We start from the raw sequence: 16,778 nt of genomic DNA, 5'->3' as shown, positions 1-16,778 counted from the left end.
CATGCGGGTACCCGGCTTCCGCACGCGCCTGGCGCTGTTTTTCGTCGCCACGCTGATCCTCGTCCAGGGCGTGACGGCCGTGCTGGGCTATACCGTGGCGCGCCGCGAACTGGTCAAGGAAGGCGGCCGCCAGCTCAGCGCCAACGCGCATGCGTTCGTGGCGCAGATGAACGATCTCTCGGCCAGCGTCGCCAGTGGCGTGCAGATCATGTCGCTCGACTACGGCCTGCGCTCGGCCATCGCCGCAAGCGACCGCGACACCATCCTCTCGGTGCTGCGCAACCACGGCCGCCGGGTGGGCGCCGCGCGCATGCAGCTGCTGCACCTGGACGGGACCGTGCAGGTGGATACCGCGGGCACGGACGAAGGCAAGCGTTTCGCCTTCCCCGACCTGCTGGCGCGTGCCTACGATGAGCGCACCGCCGCGGTGGCCGTGGCCAACGGCAAGGCTTCGTGGGTCGTGGTCCTGCCGATCTACGCACCGCAGCCGGTCGGGCTTGTCGTCGCCAGCATCCCGGTCGACGACGCGCTCATCGCGCACATGCAGCAGCTCTCGGCGTTGCCGCGCGACGTGGAGCTGGCCACGCCCTCGCATGATGGCTACGCGGTGATCGCGCGTGGCACCTCGCATTCCGAACTCACGGCACAGTTCACCGGTCGCGGCCACGGCCTGCCGTCGGAGCCGACGCTGGCGCGCATGGGCGGCCGCGAATACCTGGTGCTGGCCCAGCCGCTGAGCCAGCCGCGTGGCGGCGGCGCGGTCTACGCCGTGCTCGGCTACTCGCTGGACGATGCCCTGCAGCCGTTCCAGCCGGTGTGGAACGCGTGGCTGGCCCTGCTATTGCTCGCGCTGGTCGCCGGCTTGCTGGTCGCGTGGCTGGTGGCGCGCGGCGTCTCGCGTCCGGTCGAGGCGCTCGCCGAATCGGCACGGCGGATCGCCGGCGGTGACTACCACGATGCCCCCGAGGTACGTCGGCGCGACGAGATCGGCGAGCTGGCCAACGCCTTTCGCACGATGGGCGACGCCGTGCGCGAGCGCGAACTGCGCATCCGCCACCAGGCCCTGCACGACGAGGTGACCGGCCTGCCCAATCGCGCGGCGAGCGAAGACGCGATCGATGCCGACCTGGTCGCGCTGCCGGGCCAGGTGGGCGCGTTGCTGATCGTCGGCATTACCCGCCTGCCCGACATCGTGAAGACGGTGGGTCACGCGCTCGCCGACCGGTTGATGCGCGACGCCGGCCAGCGCCTGTGCCAGGTCTCCGGCCAGCACTTCGTCGGCCGCGCGACCGATACCCAGTTCGCCGTGTGGCTGCGCGGCGCGGATCGCGCCGAAGCGATTGCCGCAGCGTTCCGCATGGTCGACGCGCTCGGCCAGCCCTACCAGGAAGCCGATGTCAGCATGGACATGGGCCCGGCGGTCGGCATCGCGCTGGCGCCCGCGCATGGCGAGCGCGCCGCGCCGCTGCTGCGTCGCGCCGAGGTCGCCGAGTTCGCCGCGCTGAAATCGACCCGCGGCGTCGACGTCTACGACCCGCAGGCGGATCCGCATCGCCCGGAACGGCTGTCGCTGATGAGCGAACTGCGCGCGGCCATCGATGCCGATGCGCTGGAGCTGTGGTTCCAGCCCAAGCTGCGCCTGGCCGACGGCGAGATCGACGAGGTCGAGGCACTGATCCGCTGGCACCGGCCCGGCCGCGGCATGGTCGCGCCGGACCTGTTCATCACCGTGGCCGAGGAGACCGGCAACATCGGCCGGCTGACCCGCTGGGTGCTGGCCCACGGCATCGCGCGCGCTGCCGAACTGGCGCATGCCGGGCATGCGGTCCGCGTCTCGCTGAACCTGTCCGCACGGGACATCGGCGACCCCGGCCTGCCTGACCGGGTCGCCGAGCTGCTCCACGCGCATGGCGTCCCCGCCTCGGCCATCGCCCTGGAAGTGACCGAAAGCGCCGTGATCGGCGAGCCGGAAGCCGCGCTTCAAGTCCTGCGCCGGCTAGCCGATATGGGTATCGACATGGCGATCGACGATTTTGGCATCGGCCAGACCTCGTTCGCCTACCTGCGCCGCCTGCCCGTCCGGGAACTGAAGATCGACAAGATGTTCGTCCAGCACCTCGCCAGCGATACCACCGATCGGACCATCGTGCGTTCGCTGGTGGAACTCGGCCATCGCCTGGGTTACCGGGTGACGGCCGAAGGCGTGGAAGACGAGCCAACCATGGCGTTCCTCACCGAGGTGGGTTGCGACCATGTCCAGGGCTATCACGTGGGCCGTCCGGTGGATTTCGCTGCCTTCATGGGGCGCCTGGCGGCGCCGGGCCCGGGTGGAGCGTGATCCGGCGCCTTGTCCTCGCCGCCGCCTTCGCCATCGCCATTCCTGCCGCCGCCGTTGCCCAGGACGTGAAGGTGCATGCCTTCGCCGATGCGCGGCTGGTCGACGCACCCGACAGCACCAGCTTCATCGACAGCGGCCCAGGCCGCACCCGCTATGGCGATAACGCACACGGCTTGCGCTTCGGCGCGGCGGGCCTCGTCGTCACGGCGCAGGTGACACCCTCGGTGTTCGCGCTGGCCGACGTGCAGCTGCAGCGCACCGACCGCAACGACGTCCAGGTCCCCGAAGCCTACGTGCGCTACCGGCCGGTGTCGTTGTCGGCATGGCGCCTGTCGCTGAAAGGCGGCATCTATTTCCTGCCCATCTCGCTGGAAAACGACGGCATCGGCTGGACCAGTCCCTGGACGATCACCCCCTCGGCGTTGAACAGCTGGGTGGGCGAGGAATTGCGCGGCATCGGCGGCGACATTCGCGAGGAGTGGCGCGGTGAAAGCGGCACGGCGACCTTCGGCGGCGGCCTGTTCCGGCATAACGACGTCGCCGGCCAGTCGCTGGCGGCGCGTGGCTGGTCGCTCAGCGACGTGACGATGGGCGTCGGCGGCCGCCTGCCCGAACCGAACGACGAGGGCCCGCACGAGAACTACGCGCCGTTCCAGTCGATCGGTGGGCGCACGGGCTGGTACGCGGATGGCAGCTGGAAGGCCGCGCGCGGCTTCGAGGTGCGTGCGTTGCATTATGACAACCGCGGCGACCCGGTCGCCTCGCGGCTGTACAACGACGGCGACCACCTCTTCGCCTGGCGCACCCGCTTCTGGTCGCTGGGCGCCGAACTGGAGACCGGCCCGGTGACATGGATCTCGCAGGGCATGGATGGCGACACCGAAGCCTGCCCGCCGATACGCTGCTTCCGTTACCGCTTCCAGACGGCATTCCTGCTGGCCGGGTGGAACCGCGGCGCCTGGCGACCGACGCTGCGCTACGAAACCTTCCGCACGTGGCGTGCCGGCGAGCGCGGCCATGCACTCACCGGCGCACTGAACTGGCGTCCGCTGGCCTGGCTGCGGCTGACGGCCGAATGGCTGCACGTGGACGCGAGCCGCGCCGGCCGCGAGGATTTTGGCCTGGGCCCGCGCGAGCGCGGCAACCAGGTGCAGTTGCTGGCGCGGTTGTTGTACTGACCGTGGCCGGCATATCGTCACCACGCGGGCCGCACGGCCCGCGGCATCTTCGTTGAACACGGGGCATCGCGTGGAGCAGGACGTCTGGGAGCGTAAATACCATCTCGCCCTCGAGCGCATGGAGCTCGACGAGCGCGACTTCCGCGCCGTGGAAGAGGGCTTGCGCCGCGTCGTATTGCGCCTGGCCGCGCTGGCCCGTGGCCAGAGCGACGCCGCCGACCGCCTGCTCGACCGCCTCGTCGAGGCCTTGCGCCAGGCGGCGACGCCGCAGGCGCTGGAACCCTTGCTGGATGGCCTGGCCGAAGCCGTGGCGCTGCTGGAGCCGCGCGTGGCCGTCGCCGACGCGGCGCTGGAGTCGCCCGCGACAACCGTCGAGGCGGCGCCGGCACCCGCCGTGGCCGACGACGCACGCGAAACCATCGCCGCCCTGCGTTCCGACGTGGCCCAGCTGCAGTCGTTGCTGGCTGAAGTCAGCGGACGCCTCGGCGACATGACCCGTTACCTCGCGGCGGAGCTGGAAGACGCCGCTGCGCACACGGAGCCAGGGCGCGACCTTGGCGATCAGGTTCGCGAAGAGATGCGCCTGCTCAGCGAGCAGACCCGCGAGGCGACCGATGTCGCTGCGCTGCAGGCCGAGGTCACCCGGCGGCTGGGGATGATCGACCAGCATTTCCGCGACTACCGCGAACGCGAGGATGCGCGCACCGCGTCGTACCGCGAGCGCGCCGAGCGCATGCGCGATCGCGTGGAAGAACTGGAGACGCAGGCCACCTCGTTGCAGGATTCGCTGCGCCGGGAGCACGCCCTCGCACTGACCGATCCGCTCACCGGGCTGCCGAACCGGCTCGCCTACGAACAGCGCGTGGCGGAACTGGAAGTGCAGGTCGGCGAAGGGCAGGCCATCGCCTGCATCGGCGCGTTCGACATCGATCACTTCAAGGTGATCAACGACAGCTTCGGCCATGGCGCCGGCGACGCGGTGCTGCGTATCGTCGGCACGACGCTGGCCCGCGAGCTGGAAGGGCGCGCGTTCGTCGCCCGCTACGGTGGCGAGGAATTCGTCGTCGTGTTCGCCGGCTACACCGCCGACGATGCCCTGGTGGTCGCGCGGGCGGTCTGTGCCACGGTGGCCGGGCTGGCCTTCCACGCCAGCCAGAAGCCGGTGACGGTGACCATGTCCGGCGGGATCACCCGGTTTGCCCCGGGCGAGCGCGCGGCGTTCGCCTTCGACCGGGCCGACCGGGCCCTCTACGCCGCGAAGCGTGCCGGCCGCAATTGCTGCGTCGTCCTGTAACGGCGGACGCTGACACTTCGCACACGCGGCATTCGCCACCATCGGCGTCGGATTCCTTCAATCCCCGGCGCCCCGGGCAGACCAGACTCGGCGGCGCCGTTTTTTTAAGACACCCGCTGCTTCGGGCGCCCGCGCGATGCCCACCAGGAGCCCGCCATGTCCGAGTCGTCCGAGAAGCCCACCGGCCCTGACTTCACCCAGGGCGTCCGCGCCGACAGCGTTCCCGCGGAGGGCGTGCTTGCCGGCCACGTGGGCGACGAGGGTGTCATCCTCGGTCGCGTCGCCGATGGCTTCGCCGCGATCAGCAGCAGCTGCAGCCACTACGGCGGCAACCTCGCGGACGGCCTGCGCAGCGGCGACATGGTCCACTGCCCGCTGCACCATGCCTGCTTCGACCTGCGCAGCGGCCGCGCCGTGCGTGCGCCGGCGCTGTCCCCGGTCGATCGCTGGAGGGTCGACGAGCGTGACGGCATGCTGTCGATCCACGAGAAGCTGCCGGCCGCCGACCCGGCCGAGCCGACCGATACGCCCTCGCGCGACATCGTGATCATCGGTGGCGGGGCCGCGGGTTTTGCCGCCGCGCAGCGCCTGCGCGAGCTGGGCTTCGATGGTCGCATCACGCTTTTGAGCGACGACGTGGATCCGCCTTACGACCGGCCCAATGTCTCGAAGGATTACCTCGCAGGCACGGCGGAGCCGGCGTGGATGCCGTTGAAGGATCGCGGCTTCTACGAAGAGCAGGACATCGACCTGCGCCTCGACGTCACCGTCGACCACGTCAACGCCGAGCACTGCACCGTCACCCTGGGGACGGGCGAACGGCTGGCTTACGACACCTTGCTGCTGTGCACCGGCGCCGAGCCGATCCGCCCCGATGGCCCGGGCTTCGACGACCCGGCGGTGTTCACCGTGCGCAGCATCCAGGATGCGCAGGCGATCATCGCTTCGCTGGAAGGCGGTGGGCCGGTCGCCGTGCTCGGCAGCAGCTTCATCGGCATGGAAGTCGCCGCCGCGTTGCGCGAGCGCAAGGTGGAGGTGCACGTGATCGGCCCGGACAAGGTGCCCCTGCAACGGGTGCTGGGTCCGGCGCTCGGCGAGATGATCCGTACGCTCCATGAAGATCATGGCGTGGTGTTCCACCTTGGTCGCAAGGCGACCGGTTACGTCGATGGCGCGGTGACGCTCGATGACGGCAGCACGGTGAAAGCCACGAAGGTCGTGCTCGGCCTCGGCGTGCGGCCGCGGCTGGCGCTTGCCGAAGCCGCCGGCCTGGACATCGACCGTGGCGTGCTGGTCGACGCGACGATGCGTACGTCGGACGAAGCCATCTATGCGGCGGGCGACATCGCACGTTTCCCCGGCCTGGACGATAGCCGCCAGCGCGTCGAACACTGGGTCGTGGCCCAGCGCCACGGCCAGGTCGCTGCCGCGGCGATGCTCGACATCGACGAGATCTACAACGAAGCGCCGTTCTTCTGGAGCATGCACTACGACACCAGCATCCGCTACGTCGGCCACGCGGAGGCCTGGGACAGCATCGACGTGCTCGGATCCATCGAGGGCAAGGATGCCGAGGTGCGCTTCCTGAAGGACGGCCGCGAACTGGCCGTCGCCACCGTCAATCGCGACAGGGCCGCCCTGGAAGCCGCCGAGCGCCTGGCCAACGCCTGACGCCGGAGGCGTTGCGCAGGGGGATCAGATCGAACGGACGCGGAAGTTGCGGCCCTTGATCTTGCCTTCGCGCAGGCGGTTGAGCGCCTTGTTGGCGAGGTCGCGCTTGATCGCGACGTAAGCCCGGGTCGCGTAGACGTCGATCTTGCCGATGTCGTTCGCGTTCAGGCCCGCATCGCCGGTCAGTGCACCGAGGATGTCGCCGGGGCGCAGCTTGTCCTTGCGCCCCGCATCGATCACCAGCGTCTTCATCGGTGCGAGGTTGAGCACCTTGCGCCCGTCGCCCGGCTTGGCCGGGTAACGCGAGAACGTCGTGCCGACGCGTTCTTCGATCGTGCGTACCTTGGCCAGCTCGCGCGAACTGGCGAGGGTGATCGACAGGCCGCTGGCACCCGCGCGTCCGGTGCGGCCGCTGCGGTGCACGTGGGTGTCGGGGTCGTGGGCGACGTCGTAGCTGACCACCATCGGCAGGCCGACGATGTCGAGGCCGCGCGCGGCGACGTCGGTCGCGACCAGCACGTTGCAGCTGCGGTTGGCGAAGCGCACGAGGGCTTCGTCGCGGTCGCGCTGGTCGAGGTCGCCATGCAGGGCCAGTGCGCTGAAACCGAGCTTGTCCAGCGCCGCGGCGAGCTCGTCGGTGTCCTTGCGCATGTTGCAGAACACCAGCGCGGATTCGGGCTTTTCGTGGTTGAGGATCCGTGCCAGCACGTCGGTCTTCAGTGCCGGCTCCACTTCCACCAGTCGCTGCTCGATCGTGGTTTCGTTGTGCGGCTCGTCGATGGTGACGATGACCGGATCCTTCTGCACGCGGCCGCTGACGGTGCGGATCTCGTCCGGATACGTCGCCGAGAACAGCAGGGTCTGGTGGTGCTTCGAGATGCGCTTGATGATGTCGTCGATGGCTTCTTCGAAGCCCATGTCGAGCATCCGGTCGGCTTCGTCGAGCACGAACGTCCTGATGCCGCCGCCGTGCAGGCTGCCGCGCTTGAGGTGCTCCTGCACACGGCCCGGCGTGCCGACGACGATGTGCGGGTCGTGCTCCAGCGACGCCAGCTGCGGGCCGAGCGGCATGCCGCCGCACAGGGTCAGCAGCTTCACGTTGGGGATGTTGGTGGCCAGGCGGCGGATCGATTTCGCCACCTGGTCGGCCAGCTCGCGCGTGGGGCAGAGCACCAGCGCCTGCAGGCGGATTTCCGAGGGATCCAGCCGCTGGAGCAGGCCCAGGCCGAAGGCGGCGGTCTTGCCGCTACCCGTGCGGGCCTCGGCCATCACGTCGCGGCCGGCGAGGATGGGCGGCAGGCTCTCGCGCTGCACGGGGGTCATCTCGGTGTAGCCGATGGTCTCGATGGCGGCGAGCAGGGCAGGGGAAAGGTCGAGCTGGCTGAAGGCATTCATCCGCACATGATCGCACGGATGGCCCTGCGCTCAGGGTTCGCTGGCCTTTCCGGGCAGCGTCCGCTCGGCCGCGAACGGGGGTGGTGCGGGTGGTCCGCCTGCCTGCTGGTACACCGCCTGGGCCCGGCCGGCGCCGGCCTGGGCCACGTGGATCTCGCGGATGTACCAGGTGTAGAGGGTGAGCATGGCCGCGGCCATCACCAGCACGGCGGCCACCGCGGCGGTGGCGGCGGCACGGCTGGCCGGCGAGGGGCGGGCCGGTGCGCTGCCATGCACGGGCGCCCATCCGGCCGATGCCGGGTGCGCGCGATGCAGCGTCGACGCGATCTCCAGCGGACCGAGCAGGGCACGCAGGGCGCGGCCATCGATGAGGCGCACATGGCGAAAGCGCGAGGCGGCCTCCACGGCGGTGCGCGAGAACTCACCGGAGGTCACGAGGATGGCGCCCGTCGCGCCGGCGGGCGCCATCTGGCCGATCAGCCGGTGGACGTCGTCCGCGGGAATCTGGAACGCCGGCCAGTGCTTGCACAGCACGAGGGTGGTCTCGTCACCGTGGCGCAGGACCAGGTCGATGCCCTGGACCTGGTTGTCGGCGGTTTCGACCACGTAGCCGAGGCCAGTGAAGTACGCGGCGACGCGCTCCACGACATCGCGCCACGGAAGACGCGCAAGGGCGTCTTCGTAACGGTGGCGCACGGGTTTGAAGCTGGCGCTCACGATGCACGCCGCCCGGGATGGATTCGTGCGTGGTGTCGCCTGTTAGAAATCCTGTCCTGTGTCATCCGGCTCCCCCCGGTTTCCCTGGCCGCCGTCGCCCCCGCGACGTGTCGCCTCAGTGTATGGAAATGTACCGACTTGCTACATCGAAAGCTGTAGGTGCACGCCTACACAGATACCGACATGCCGTGCCGCCGCGCACGTTCGTAAAGACACCTCGTTGCGGCCTCTCTAGAATGGCTGCGTGCGCCGGGCGATGCCCTGGCTGAAGGAAGCGACGCGTGGCCAAGACCTTCAACACCACCATGTCCAACACCGTGCGCTGGATCGGCATTTCCACCGTGATGATCGTCATCGGGGCCGTCGCCATCGTGATGAGTCGGGATGCCCCGGCGGTGCTCGGGGTGCCCCTGGCCGGCATCCTCACGCTCGCACTGGCGCTCTCTTATGCGCTGTCACCCTTGCGCTACGAGATGGCCAACGGCCGGCTGGTGATCCGCCGCCAGGTCGGGCGCTCCACCGTGGAGCTGCGCGGCGCGGTGATCCATGCGGACAGCGACGCCTTCAAGGGCCTCGTGCGCGTCTTCGGCAACGGCGGCTTCTTCGCCTTCGATGGCCTGTTCTATTCGCGCCGGCTCGGCATGGTGAAGGTGGCGGCGCGGCACCGCGACCATGGGGTGGTCATCCAGCCGCCGAGCGGGCGCAAGGTGCTGGTCTCGCCGGACGATGCCGAGGCCTTCATCGCCGCCGCCATCGGCGAGGGTGCGCTGCTCTCGCACTGAATGCGGTGCGGTAGCAAGAACTTGCGGCACGGTGCTATATACGGATCACCCCACTGGCAGGAGCCACCCCCATGTCACGTGCTTCACGGATGTCCACCCTGGTCGCCGGCGTCCTCGCGCTGTGCACCTTCGCCACCGCCGCCACGGCCACTGAGTTCGATGGGTGGGACCAGGGTCGCGGTGTTTACCTGTTGCCGGACCAGCACGGCGCCCAGCTGGGCCTGGTCGCCTACGTCGACCGTCCGACCCACCGCGTCTCCTACGGGTTCCGCGAGCTGCCGCAGCGTTCCAATTGCGCGGCGGGATCGATTGGCCGCAGTGCCGTGTTCGATATCGAAGGCCAGCGCCTCGCCTTCCGCCGCGAATGCGTCAACGGCACATTTACCTTCGTCCCGCGCAGCACGCCGACCCGGCGCGCGTTCGAGGGCCTGCTCGCCACGCATCCGACCCTGCACATGCGTGCACCGTCGTTCTTCCCCTATGCGTTCGACCTCACGGCGCTGCCGGCCGTGCACCAGGCGCTGGACGTGAACCTCGCCAGCCGCGGCCGACGTTGACGGTCGACGCAACGGGCGGTGTCACCACTTGATGGTGACGCTGACCCGCAAGCCCTGGTCCTTCGCGCCGCCGCCGAACATCCCGCGATAGCTGGCGTCGACCGAGGTGCCCTTGCTCGTCGCGAATGCGATGCCGAGGTCGGCGACGGCGGCGTTGCGCGGAGTCGGCACGCCGATCGCCTGCATCGGGTCACCGCCGACGACGAGTCGCTGGTGGTCGGTGGGGCGCACATCGTCGCCCCATGCATGCTGGTAGCCGATGCCGGCATGGCCGACAACGCCGTCCTGGAAGCTCATGGCGCCGCGTACACCGAGCGTGCCGATGTCGACATGGCCATGCGTGCCGTCCGCGTGCAGCGCGTCCAGGGCGTTGCTTTCATCCACGGCGTCCTGGAAGAGCTGGGCGCGGGCGAGGTTGGCGAAGGGCGTGATGGACCCGCGCGCGGTGTTGAAGCGATAACCGCCGTCGACCCAGGCCTGGGCGATGCCGCCGTTGTAGCGGGCGGAGGCCACGCCGGCGGAGGTGCGCCGGTGGCTGTCCATCTGGCTCCAGCTATAGCTGACGCCGCCCTGCCATTCCCAGTGGCCGCGTTCGGTCGCCACGTAAGCGCCGACCACGGAGGACTGTGACTGGATGTTCCCGCCCGGCGCGCGTGCGGTGAGGTTCCCCGCGCCGGCGATGGCGCCGATATGGATATCGCCGACCTCGCGGTCGACGCCACCGACCACGCCGCCACCATTGCTGCGCAGGCGGTCCGTCCGGGCATCGCCGTCATGGTCGCCCCAGTGGCCCCAGGTCGAGGTCCACAGGCCATCGTCGCGCGCGCCACCGGCCGCCTGGATCAACGAATGGCGAAGGATCGACGCACGGATCTGCCGGCCATCGTCGAGCAGGGCACTGCGGTTCGAGGTCAGCAGGCTGCCATCGTCCGTCGCCGCGTGGGCCGGATGCGCCAGCAAGAGGCCGGCGCCCGCGCCGAAGGCGGCGAGGAGGGTCAGTTTTGGCCGCGATGCGGCAGGGCGGTGCAAGGCCATGGGCGCTGGGTTCCCGTAGTGATGCGACGGGAAACCGACGTGCCGACTCCCTCTCCCTGAAGGCAGCAATGCCCATGCCACCCTCCGTGAAGACCCCCCAAACCCCTTCACATCCGTGTAGGAGCGCGCCCGCGCGCGAAGGCAACCCCTCACCCCAGCTACCACCTGGAAACCAAAGCAACCCCAGCCGAGCTACCCCCTAAAACCCCAATCCCTCACCCCAGCACCGCCAAAGCCCCCTCAAACCCGCTTCCGCCTCCACAAGTACCCCACCCCCAAAATCGCAAACCACACCGGGCTGGCAATCAGCGCCTGCCTCGTATCGCTCTCCAGCGTCAGCAACACCAGCACGAAGGCGAAGAACGCAAGGCAGACCCAGCACATCAGCACGCCGCCGGGCATCTTGTACGACGACACCGCATGCAGCTCGGGGCGCTTCTTCCGATAGGCGATGTACGAGCAGAGAATCAGCGACCAGACGAACATGAAGAGGATCGCGGACAGCGTGGTGACCAGGGTGAATGCGGTCACCAGGTTCGGCACCACGCGCACCAGCAGGGCGCCGCCAAGCAGGCACACGCACGAGAACAGCAGGCCGCGCGAGGGCACCGCACGCGACGACAGGCGCTTGAACGTGCGCGGCGCGTGGTCTTCCTCGGCCAGGCCGTAGAGCATGCGGCTGGTCGAGAAGATGCCGCTGTTCGCCGACGACGTCGCCGAGGTGAGCACCACGAAGTTGATCAGGCTGGCCGCCGCCGGAATGCCGGCGAGTACGAACAGTTCCACGAACGGACTCTTGCCGGGCAACACCTGGCGCCACGGCGTCACCGCCATGATCACCACCAGGGCGAGCACGTAGAAAATGATGATGCGCACGGGGATCGAGTTGATCGCCTTCGGCAGGTTGCGCTCCGGGTCGGCGGTTTCGGCCGCGGTGGTGCCGACCAGTTCAATGCCGACGAACGCGAACACGGCGATCTGGAACCCGGCGAAGAAGCCGTTCATGCCCATCGGGAACATGCCGCCGTCGTTCCACAGGTTGGCCAGCGACGCGACATGCCCGTCCGGCGAACGGAACGCCCAGGCCACCATGCCGAAGCCGGTGACCACGAGCGCGCAGATGGCGATGATCTTGATCAGTGCAAACCAGAACTCGAGCTCGCCGAACAGGCGCACGGTGGTCAGGTTCAGGGTCAGCAGCAGGAGTACGCAAAGCACCGCGGGTACCCATGGCGCCAGGGTCGGGAACCAGAACTGCGCGTAGTTGGCGATGGCGATCACGTCCGCGATGGCGGTGATGATCCAGCAGAACCAGTAGGTCCAGCCGCAGAAGAAACCCGCCCACGGTCCGAGCAGGTCGGTCGAGAAATCGATGAAGGACTTGTAATCGAGGTTCGACAGCAGCAGCTCGCCCATCGCGCGCATGACGAAGAACAGCATCACGCCGATGATCAGGTAGACGAACAGGATCGAGGGTCCGGCCAGGCTGATCGTCTTGCCCGAGCCCATGAACAGGCCCGTGCCGATGGCGCCGCCGATGGCGATGAGCTGCAGGTGGCGATTGGACAGGCTGCGCCTGAGGTGGTCGGGGTTCGATTCCTGCGGCTGGTTCATCGGCAACTCATGCATGGCGGAAGCCTGCACCATAGACGCCATGGCCGCTCCCGGCAAACCGCGGCCCCCAACCCCACACCCATCTCCGTAGGAGCGCGCCTGCGCGCGAAAGTCTTCCCATACCCGCAGGATCGCCTACGGGAAAAAGACCACAGGTGTCAGGCGCCGGGGACAGGCGCCGCGCCATCCCCGATCGCGCGCAGGCGCGCTCCTACGGGGTGGTGGAGGCGGTGCAGGTGTCGGTGATGCGTTGCACCTGCCAGCCGTAGCCGTCCTGGGCCGTGGTCACGCTCATGCATGGCCCCAGCGCGCCGGGCGGCAGCTGCAACAACTCGCCGCGGACGATGTAGCGGTCGACCAGTGGGGCGATATCGCCGCCGCCCGTCGCCTTGACGCCGGCCACCAGCGCCGCGGCGGGATCGGCGCTGTCCAGTGGGATCTTGTGCAGCACATCGGCAAGGCAGGCCTTGCCGCCCGTGGCCTGGCGCAGCTGCGCATCCAGCAACCAGCCGAACAGCACCCCGCGCAGCGCCGGCAGTGCCTGGATGTCCGGCGACGTCTCCCAGTCGCTGGCGACCTGCGCATTGCTCGCCCGGCGAAACGCCGAGTTGCCGTAGGTTTCGCTGACGTTGTCCAGGTAGCTGGCCACGTCGCGACGCGAGAGCGTGCCCGCTGCCAGCAGGTCGTTGATGGCGAGGTACGACCGCAAGCCCTTCGTGTACCAGGCGATCGATGGATCCTTCGTCGGCGGTGCCACCAGCGTGGAGTAGTCCTGCAGGATCGGGCTGAGCATCTGCTTCACGTCCGCGCCCGGCCTTTGCATCACCGCCATGAACCCGCCCGCGTTCCATTCCGAGAAGCCCTCGCCGGGTTCGTTCACGGTGCTGACGAACATCGGGTAGTCCACGCCGCTGCCGCCGGCTTCGCGGGCGATGATCGCCAGCGCTTTGGCGACGAGGTCGACCAGCGGCGTCGCCGCCGCCGGATCGGCGGTGTACACATGCAGGGTGCCTTTCGTGCCGATTGGGCGGGTCACGTCGGCCAGGTGGCTGCCGACCATGCAGGTCGCCCAAGCCAGGTCCTTGCCCGCCACCGGCTTGCCTGGCGTGACGCTCGATACACCACGCCAGCCCTTCGGCAGTGTCCACCCCAGCTCGACGAGGCGCGGCGTGGCGTCGTTGGGCACCGCGAGCATGCCGCCGCAGGGACCGTGGGCCCAGCCAGCAGTGAGCAGCGGCTCGACCGCGATGTCACCGTTGAGGTCGGCGGCACCGCCCTTGCGGTAGTGCAGGGAAACGCGGGCACCGGGCGCGGCTTTCAACGTGACGATGCCCGCCGTGCCCGTGTCCAGGGTGGCATCGGAACGAATGGCCTCGGGTTTCCCGCCGAGCTTGAGCGCCAGCGTGCCATCGCTGCCGACCTGCGTATCAAGGGTGACGTCCAGTGCCGTGAGCGCATCGTTCGCGAGCACGGGCTTGATCGTGTATCGCAGCGTGGGGGTGTCGGTCGCCTGCGCCGCCATCGTGGCGAGCAGCGCGGAAAAGGCGAGCATCCGTGGGTAACGTGCCATGCGTGGCGTCTCCGTGGGGTCCGGGGGACGCTACTGCAAGTGACGGGCCAGCACGGCGCGGCGCGGGTTGCAGCGCGCCGCCGGGTGTCCGCGGACACCCGGCGGACAGTGCATCACCAGCTTCGCGTGACGCTGGCGCCGGCCAGCACCTGCGCCAGCACCTGCGGCAGGAAGCGGTGCGGGAAGATCGGATCGATGGCGCTGGCCTCATCCAGGCGTTGCATCTGTGCGTCGGTGAAGCTCACTTCCAACGCGGCGAGGTTTTCCTCGAACTGCTTCGCCGTCCGCGCGCCGAGGATGGGGATCACCCGTGGCGCCTGCTTCGCCAATAGCCACGCGATAGCCGTCTGGGCGGGGGAATGCCCGACCTCCTCGGCAACGGTCTTGAGTACGTCGACGATATCCAGGTTGGCCTCGCTGAGCGCACCCATGCCCGACGCCACCGCGGCGCGGCCACCGGTGAACATGTCCTTGCCCTTGTGCGCTTCGACGTCGGCCCGGCTGTATTTGCCGGACAGCACGCCGCTACCCAGCGGCGACCAGGCCAGCACGGCGAGGTCGAGTGCGTCGGCCATCGGCAACAGTTCGTGCTCCACGGTGCGCGCGATCAGGCTGTATTCGATCTGCAGCGCGACGAACGGCGACCATCCGCGCAGTTCCGCCAGCATCTGCATGCGCGAGACTTCCCACGCCGGTGCATCGGAAATACCGGCGTAGACGATCTTGCCGGAGCGGACCAGGTCGTCGAAGCCACGCATGATTTCCTCGATGGGCGTGGTGTAGTCCCACACGTGCAGGTAGTAAAGATCGATGTAATCGGTGCCGAGCCGGCGCAGGCTGTCTTCCACGGCGCGGACCATGTTGCGGCGGTGGTTGCCGCCCGCGTTGACGTTGCCGGGTTCGACGTTGAGGCTGTACTTGCTGGCGATGACGGCGCGATCGCGGCGGCCGGCAAGGAACTTGCCGAGCATCGTTTCCGAGGTGCCGCCGGTGTAGAAGTTGGCCGTGTCGATGAAGTTGCCGCCGCGCTCCATGTAGGTGTCGAGCATGCTGCGCGACTCGGCTTCGCTGGCGCCCCAGCCCCAGGTCTCTCCGAACGTCATCGCGCCGAGTGAAACGGGGCTCACGCGCAGGCCAGACCGGCCCAGGGTGGTGTAGTCGTCGAGATGCATGGCCATGGTGGTGCCTCACGGTGGGGAAGGGGAGCGCACACCTTAGGCTTCGGATTAGGCTGGATAAACGGGCTTCGTCGGCATACTCTTTGAAGCAGGGCTTCATAACGACGCGGACGATGCCGAACGACCTACTGCCCGCCATCGCGGCCTTTGCCCGCGTAGCACACCACGCCAGCTTCACCCGCGCGGCGCGCGAACTCGGCGTCTCGCCGTCGGCCCTGTCGCAGAGCGTCCGCGGGCTGGAAGCCAGGCTGGGCGTGCGCCTGCTCGATCGAAGCACCCGCCGGGTAGGCGTCACCGAGATCGGCCAGCGCTTCCTCGACGAGGCGGCAGCGGGCCTGGGCGCCATCGAACGCGCCGTGGATACCGTCAATGACGCGCGGGAAAGCCCCGCTGGGCTCCTCCGCATCAACCTGTCGCGGGTGGTGGCGGACATCGTGGTCATGCCGCACCTGGCGGCGTTCGCCGAGGCGTATCCCGACGTCACCGTCGAACTGCACTGCGACAACCGCTTCCTGGACCTGGTCTCGCATGGCTTCGATGCAGGCTTCCGCCTGGGCGAAAGCCTGGCCAACGACGTGGTCGCCGTGCCCATCGGCCGGCCGAACCGTATCGTCGTCTTCGCCTCGCCCGGGTACGTCGCGCGGCATGGCGTGCCGCGGACGCCTGCCGAGCTGCTTGCGCATCGCTGCGTCTGCATCCGCCTGGACCATGACCGAAGCGTGCAGCGCTGGGAGTTCCTGGTCGACGGCCGGATCGTCGAGGTGGAGGCCGGCCCCAGCATGGTCAGCAATGACGGCGAACTGCTGCTGGCGGCAGCGCGTGACGGCCTGGGCATCGGCTGCCACATCGAGGAGATGGTTGCCGCGGACTTCGCCTCGGGAACGCTGGTGCCAGTACTAATGGACTACTGGCCGACGTATGGCGCGTTCCACTTGTACTATCCGAGCCGTGTGCACATGCCGCGCAAGTTGCGCGTGTTCGTGGACTTCCTGCGCGACCGCCACGCGACGTAAGCGCCAACGGAGATTGACATGATCGACCCCGCCCGCCGGCAACTGATCGAGATCTACCTTGCCGCGTACAACCACTTCGACATCGCGGCGATGCTCGCCGCGCTGACCGACGACGTCCGCTTCGAGCACCACCAGGGCGGCGAGCTGAGCGTCGCCACCATTGGCAAGGCCGACCTGGAAAAGCTCGCCCGCGTCGGCGCGCAGCTGTTCGCCGCGCGCGAACAGACCATCGTGTCGCTGGAGGAAGCCGCCGGGGACGTCATCGCCACCATCGACTTCCACGGTGAAATCGCCGAGGACATCCCGGATGGCCCGGGCGCGGGCACCATCGTCGAGATGCAGGGCACCACCCTCTTCAGCTTCGCCGATGGCAAGATAAGCAGGATCATCGACCGGGCCTGACCTGGCCGGTTCCACCGCACGCAGGGAACAGGGG

Annotated in this window: 14 protein-coding genes; 8 read left to right on the top strand and 6 right to left on the bottom strand. The window is 68.8% G+C overall.

All coding sequences use genetic code 11. From position 1 onward, the window contains the following. Position 1 precedes the first annotated feature (1 nt). The 4 genes from KPL74_14105 (at position 2) to KPL74_14090 (ending at position 6,481) form a co-directional block, all read left to right on the top strand. On the top strand, positions 2 to 2,338 hold the full coding sequence (locus KPL74_14105; GenBank protein QWT18874.1) for an EAL domain-containing protein: 2,337 nt from the start codon (positions 2 to 4) through the stop codon (positions 2,336 to 2,338). Further along, the gene (locus tag KPL74_14100; protein ID QWT18873.1) at positions 2,335 to 3,516 is read left to right on the top strand and encodes a hypothetical protein; all 1,182 of its coding nucleotides are present in this window, start codon (positions 2,335 to 2,337) and stop codon (positions 3,514 to 3,516) included. The genes KPL74_14105 and KPL74_14100 overlap by 4 nt, the downstream gene beginning before the upstream one ends. Positions 3,517 to 3,586: 70 nt before the next feature. Next, the gene (locus KPL74_14095) at positions 3,587 to 4,810 is read left to right on the top strand and encodes a diguanylate cyclase (protein ID QWT18872.1); all 1,224 of its coding nucleotides are present in this window, start codon (positions 3,587 to 3,589) and stop codon (positions 4,808 to 4,810) included. 156 nt (positions 4,811 to 4,966) lie between these two features. Next, a complete protein-coding gene (locus KPL74_14090; protein QWT18871.1) occupies positions 4,967 to 6,481 on the top strand; it encodes an FAD-dependent oxidoreductase in 1,515 nt (504 codons plus the stop codon). A gap of 24 nt (positions 6,482 to 6,505) precedes the next feature. Here the strand turns inward: KPL74_14090 and dbpA are convergent, their stop codons facing one another. Then, positions 6,506 to 7,876, bottom strand: coding sequence for an ATP-dependent RNA helicase DbpA (gene dbpA, locus KPL74_14085; protein ID QWT18870.1), 1,371 nt, complete (start codon positions 7,874 to 7,876; stop codon positions 6,506 to 6,508). Positions 7,877 to 7,906: 30 nt separating this feature from the next. Beyond that, positions 7,907 to 8,593, bottom strand: a complete 687-nt coding sequence (locus KPL74_14080) for a restriction endonuclease (GenBank protein ID QWT18869.1) — start codon at positions 8,591 to 8,593, stop codon at positions 7,907 to 7,909. Between the two features lie 281 nt (positions 8,594 to 8,874). Between KPL74_14080 and KPL74_14075 the strand changes: the two genes are divergently transcribed. Further along, positions 8,875 to 9,375: a PH domain-containing protein gene (locus KPL74_14075; protein ID QWT18868.1), complete on the top strand. Its 501-nt coding sequence runs from the start codon at positions 8,875 to 8,877 to the stop codon at positions 9,373 to 9,375. A gap of 71 nt (positions 9,376 to 9,446) precedes the next feature. After that, on the top strand, positions 9,447 to 9,932 hold the full coding sequence (locus KPL74_14070; protein ID QWT18867.1) for a hypothetical protein: 486 nt from the start codon (positions 9,447 to 9,449) through the stop codon (positions 9,930 to 9,932). Positions 9,933 to 9,953: 21 nt separating this feature from the next. Here the strand turns inward: KPL74_14070 and KPL74_14065 are convergent, their stop codons facing one another. The 4 genes from KPL74_14065 to KPL74_14050 all read right to left on the bottom strand — a co-directional run bounded on the left by KPL74_14065 (position 9,954) and on the right by KPL74_14050 (position 15,329). Further along, on the bottom strand, positions 9,954 to 10,967 hold the full coding sequence (locus KPL74_14065) for an autotransporter outer membrane beta-barrel domain-containing protein (GenBank protein QWT18866.1): 1,014 nt from the start codon (positions 10,965 to 10,967) through the stop codon (positions 9,954 to 9,956). A gap of 240 nt (positions 10,968 to 11,207) precedes the next feature. Further along, positions 11,208 to 12,581: a D-serine/D-alanine/glycine transporter gene (gene cycA / locus KPL74_14060; GenBank protein ID QWT22617.1), complete on the bottom strand. Its 1,374-nt coding sequence runs from the start codon at positions 12,579 to 12,581 to the stop codon at positions 11,208 to 11,210. Positions 12,582 to 12,792: 211 nt separating this feature from the next. Then, positions 12,793 to 14,151, bottom strand: a complete 1,359-nt coding sequence (locus KPL74_14055) for a hypothetical protein (protein ID QWT18865.1) — start codon at positions 14,149 to 14,151, stop codon at positions 12,793 to 12,795. A gap of 113 nt (positions 14,152 to 14,264) precedes the next feature. After that, positions 14,265 to 15,329, bottom strand: coding sequence for an aldo/keto reductase (locus KPL74_14050; protein QWT18864.1), 1,065 nt, complete (start codon positions 15,327 to 15,329; stop codon positions 14,265 to 14,267). Positions 15,330 to 15,442: 113 nt separating this feature from the next. Here KPL74_14050 and KPL74_14045 point away from each other — a divergent pair, with 113 nt between their 5' ends. Next, positions 15,443 to 16,342, top strand: coding sequence for a LysR family transcriptional regulator (locus KPL74_14045; GenBank protein ID QWT18863.1), 900 nt, complete (start codon positions 15,443 to 15,445; stop codon positions 16,340 to 16,342). 18 nt (positions 16,343 to 16,360) lie between these two features. Beyond that, on the top strand, positions 16,361 to 16,744 hold the full coding sequence (locus KPL74_14040) for a nuclear transport factor 2 family protein (GenBank protein ID QWT18862.1): 384 nt from the start codon (positions 16,361 to 16,363) through the stop codon (positions 16,742 to 16,744). Positions 16,745 to 16,778: the final 34 nt, after the last annotated feature.

The sequence above is a fragment of the Bacillus sp. NP157 genome, from assembly GCA_018889975.1.
In the GTDB taxonomy this organism is placed as follows: Bacteria; Pseudomonadota; Gammaproteobacteria; order Xanthomonadales; family Rhodanobacteraceae; genus Luteibacter.
Note: the sequence above shows the minus strand (reverse complement) of the source record. Positions and strands in the feature narration are given on the sequence as shown.

What these genes read in the sequence shown, in the direction of transcription:
- KPL74_14105 (QWT18874.1), top strand. Translation starts at nt 2, where the DNA reads ATGCGGGTACCCGGCTTCCGCACGCGCCTGGCGCTGTTTTTCGTCGCC.
- KPL74_14090 (QWT18871.1), top strand. Translation starts at nt 4,967, where the DNA reads ATGTCCGAGTCGTCCGAGAAGCCCACCGGCCCTGACTTCACCCAGGGC.
- dbpA (QWT18870.1), bottom strand. Translation starts at nt 7,876, where the DNA reads ATGAATGCCTTCAGCCAGCTCGACCTTTCCCCTGCCCTGCTCGCCGCC.
- KPL74_14070 (QWT18867.1), top strand. Translation starts at nt 9,447, where the DNA reads ATGTCACGTGCTTCACGGATGTCCACCCTGGTCGCCGGCGTCCTCGCG.
- KPL74_14065 (QWT18866.1), bottom strand. Translation starts at nt 10,967, where the DNA reads ATGGCCTTGCACCGCCCTGCCGCATCGCGGCCAAAACTGACCCTCCTC.
- cycA (QWT22617.1), bottom strand. Translation starts at nt 12,581, where the DNA reads ATGAACCAGCCGCAGGAATCGAACCCCGACCACCTCAGGCGCAGCCTG.
- KPL74_14055 (QWT18865.1), bottom strand. Translation starts at nt 14,151, where the DNA reads ATGGCACGTTACCCACGGATGCTCGCCTTTTCCGCGCTGCTCGCCACG.
- KPL74_14050 (QWT18864.1), bottom strand. Translation starts at nt 15,329, where the DNA reads ATGGCCATGCATCTCGACGACTACACCACCCTGGGCCGGTCTGGCCTG.
- KPL74_14045 (QWT18863.1), top strand. Translation starts at nt 15,443, where the DNA reads ATGCCGAACGACCTACTGCCCGCCATCGCGGCCTTTGCCCGCGTAGCA.
- KPL74_14040 (QWT18862.1), top strand. Translation starts at nt 16,361, where the DNA reads ATGATCGACCCCGCCCGCCGGCAACTGATCGAGATCTACCTTGCCGCG.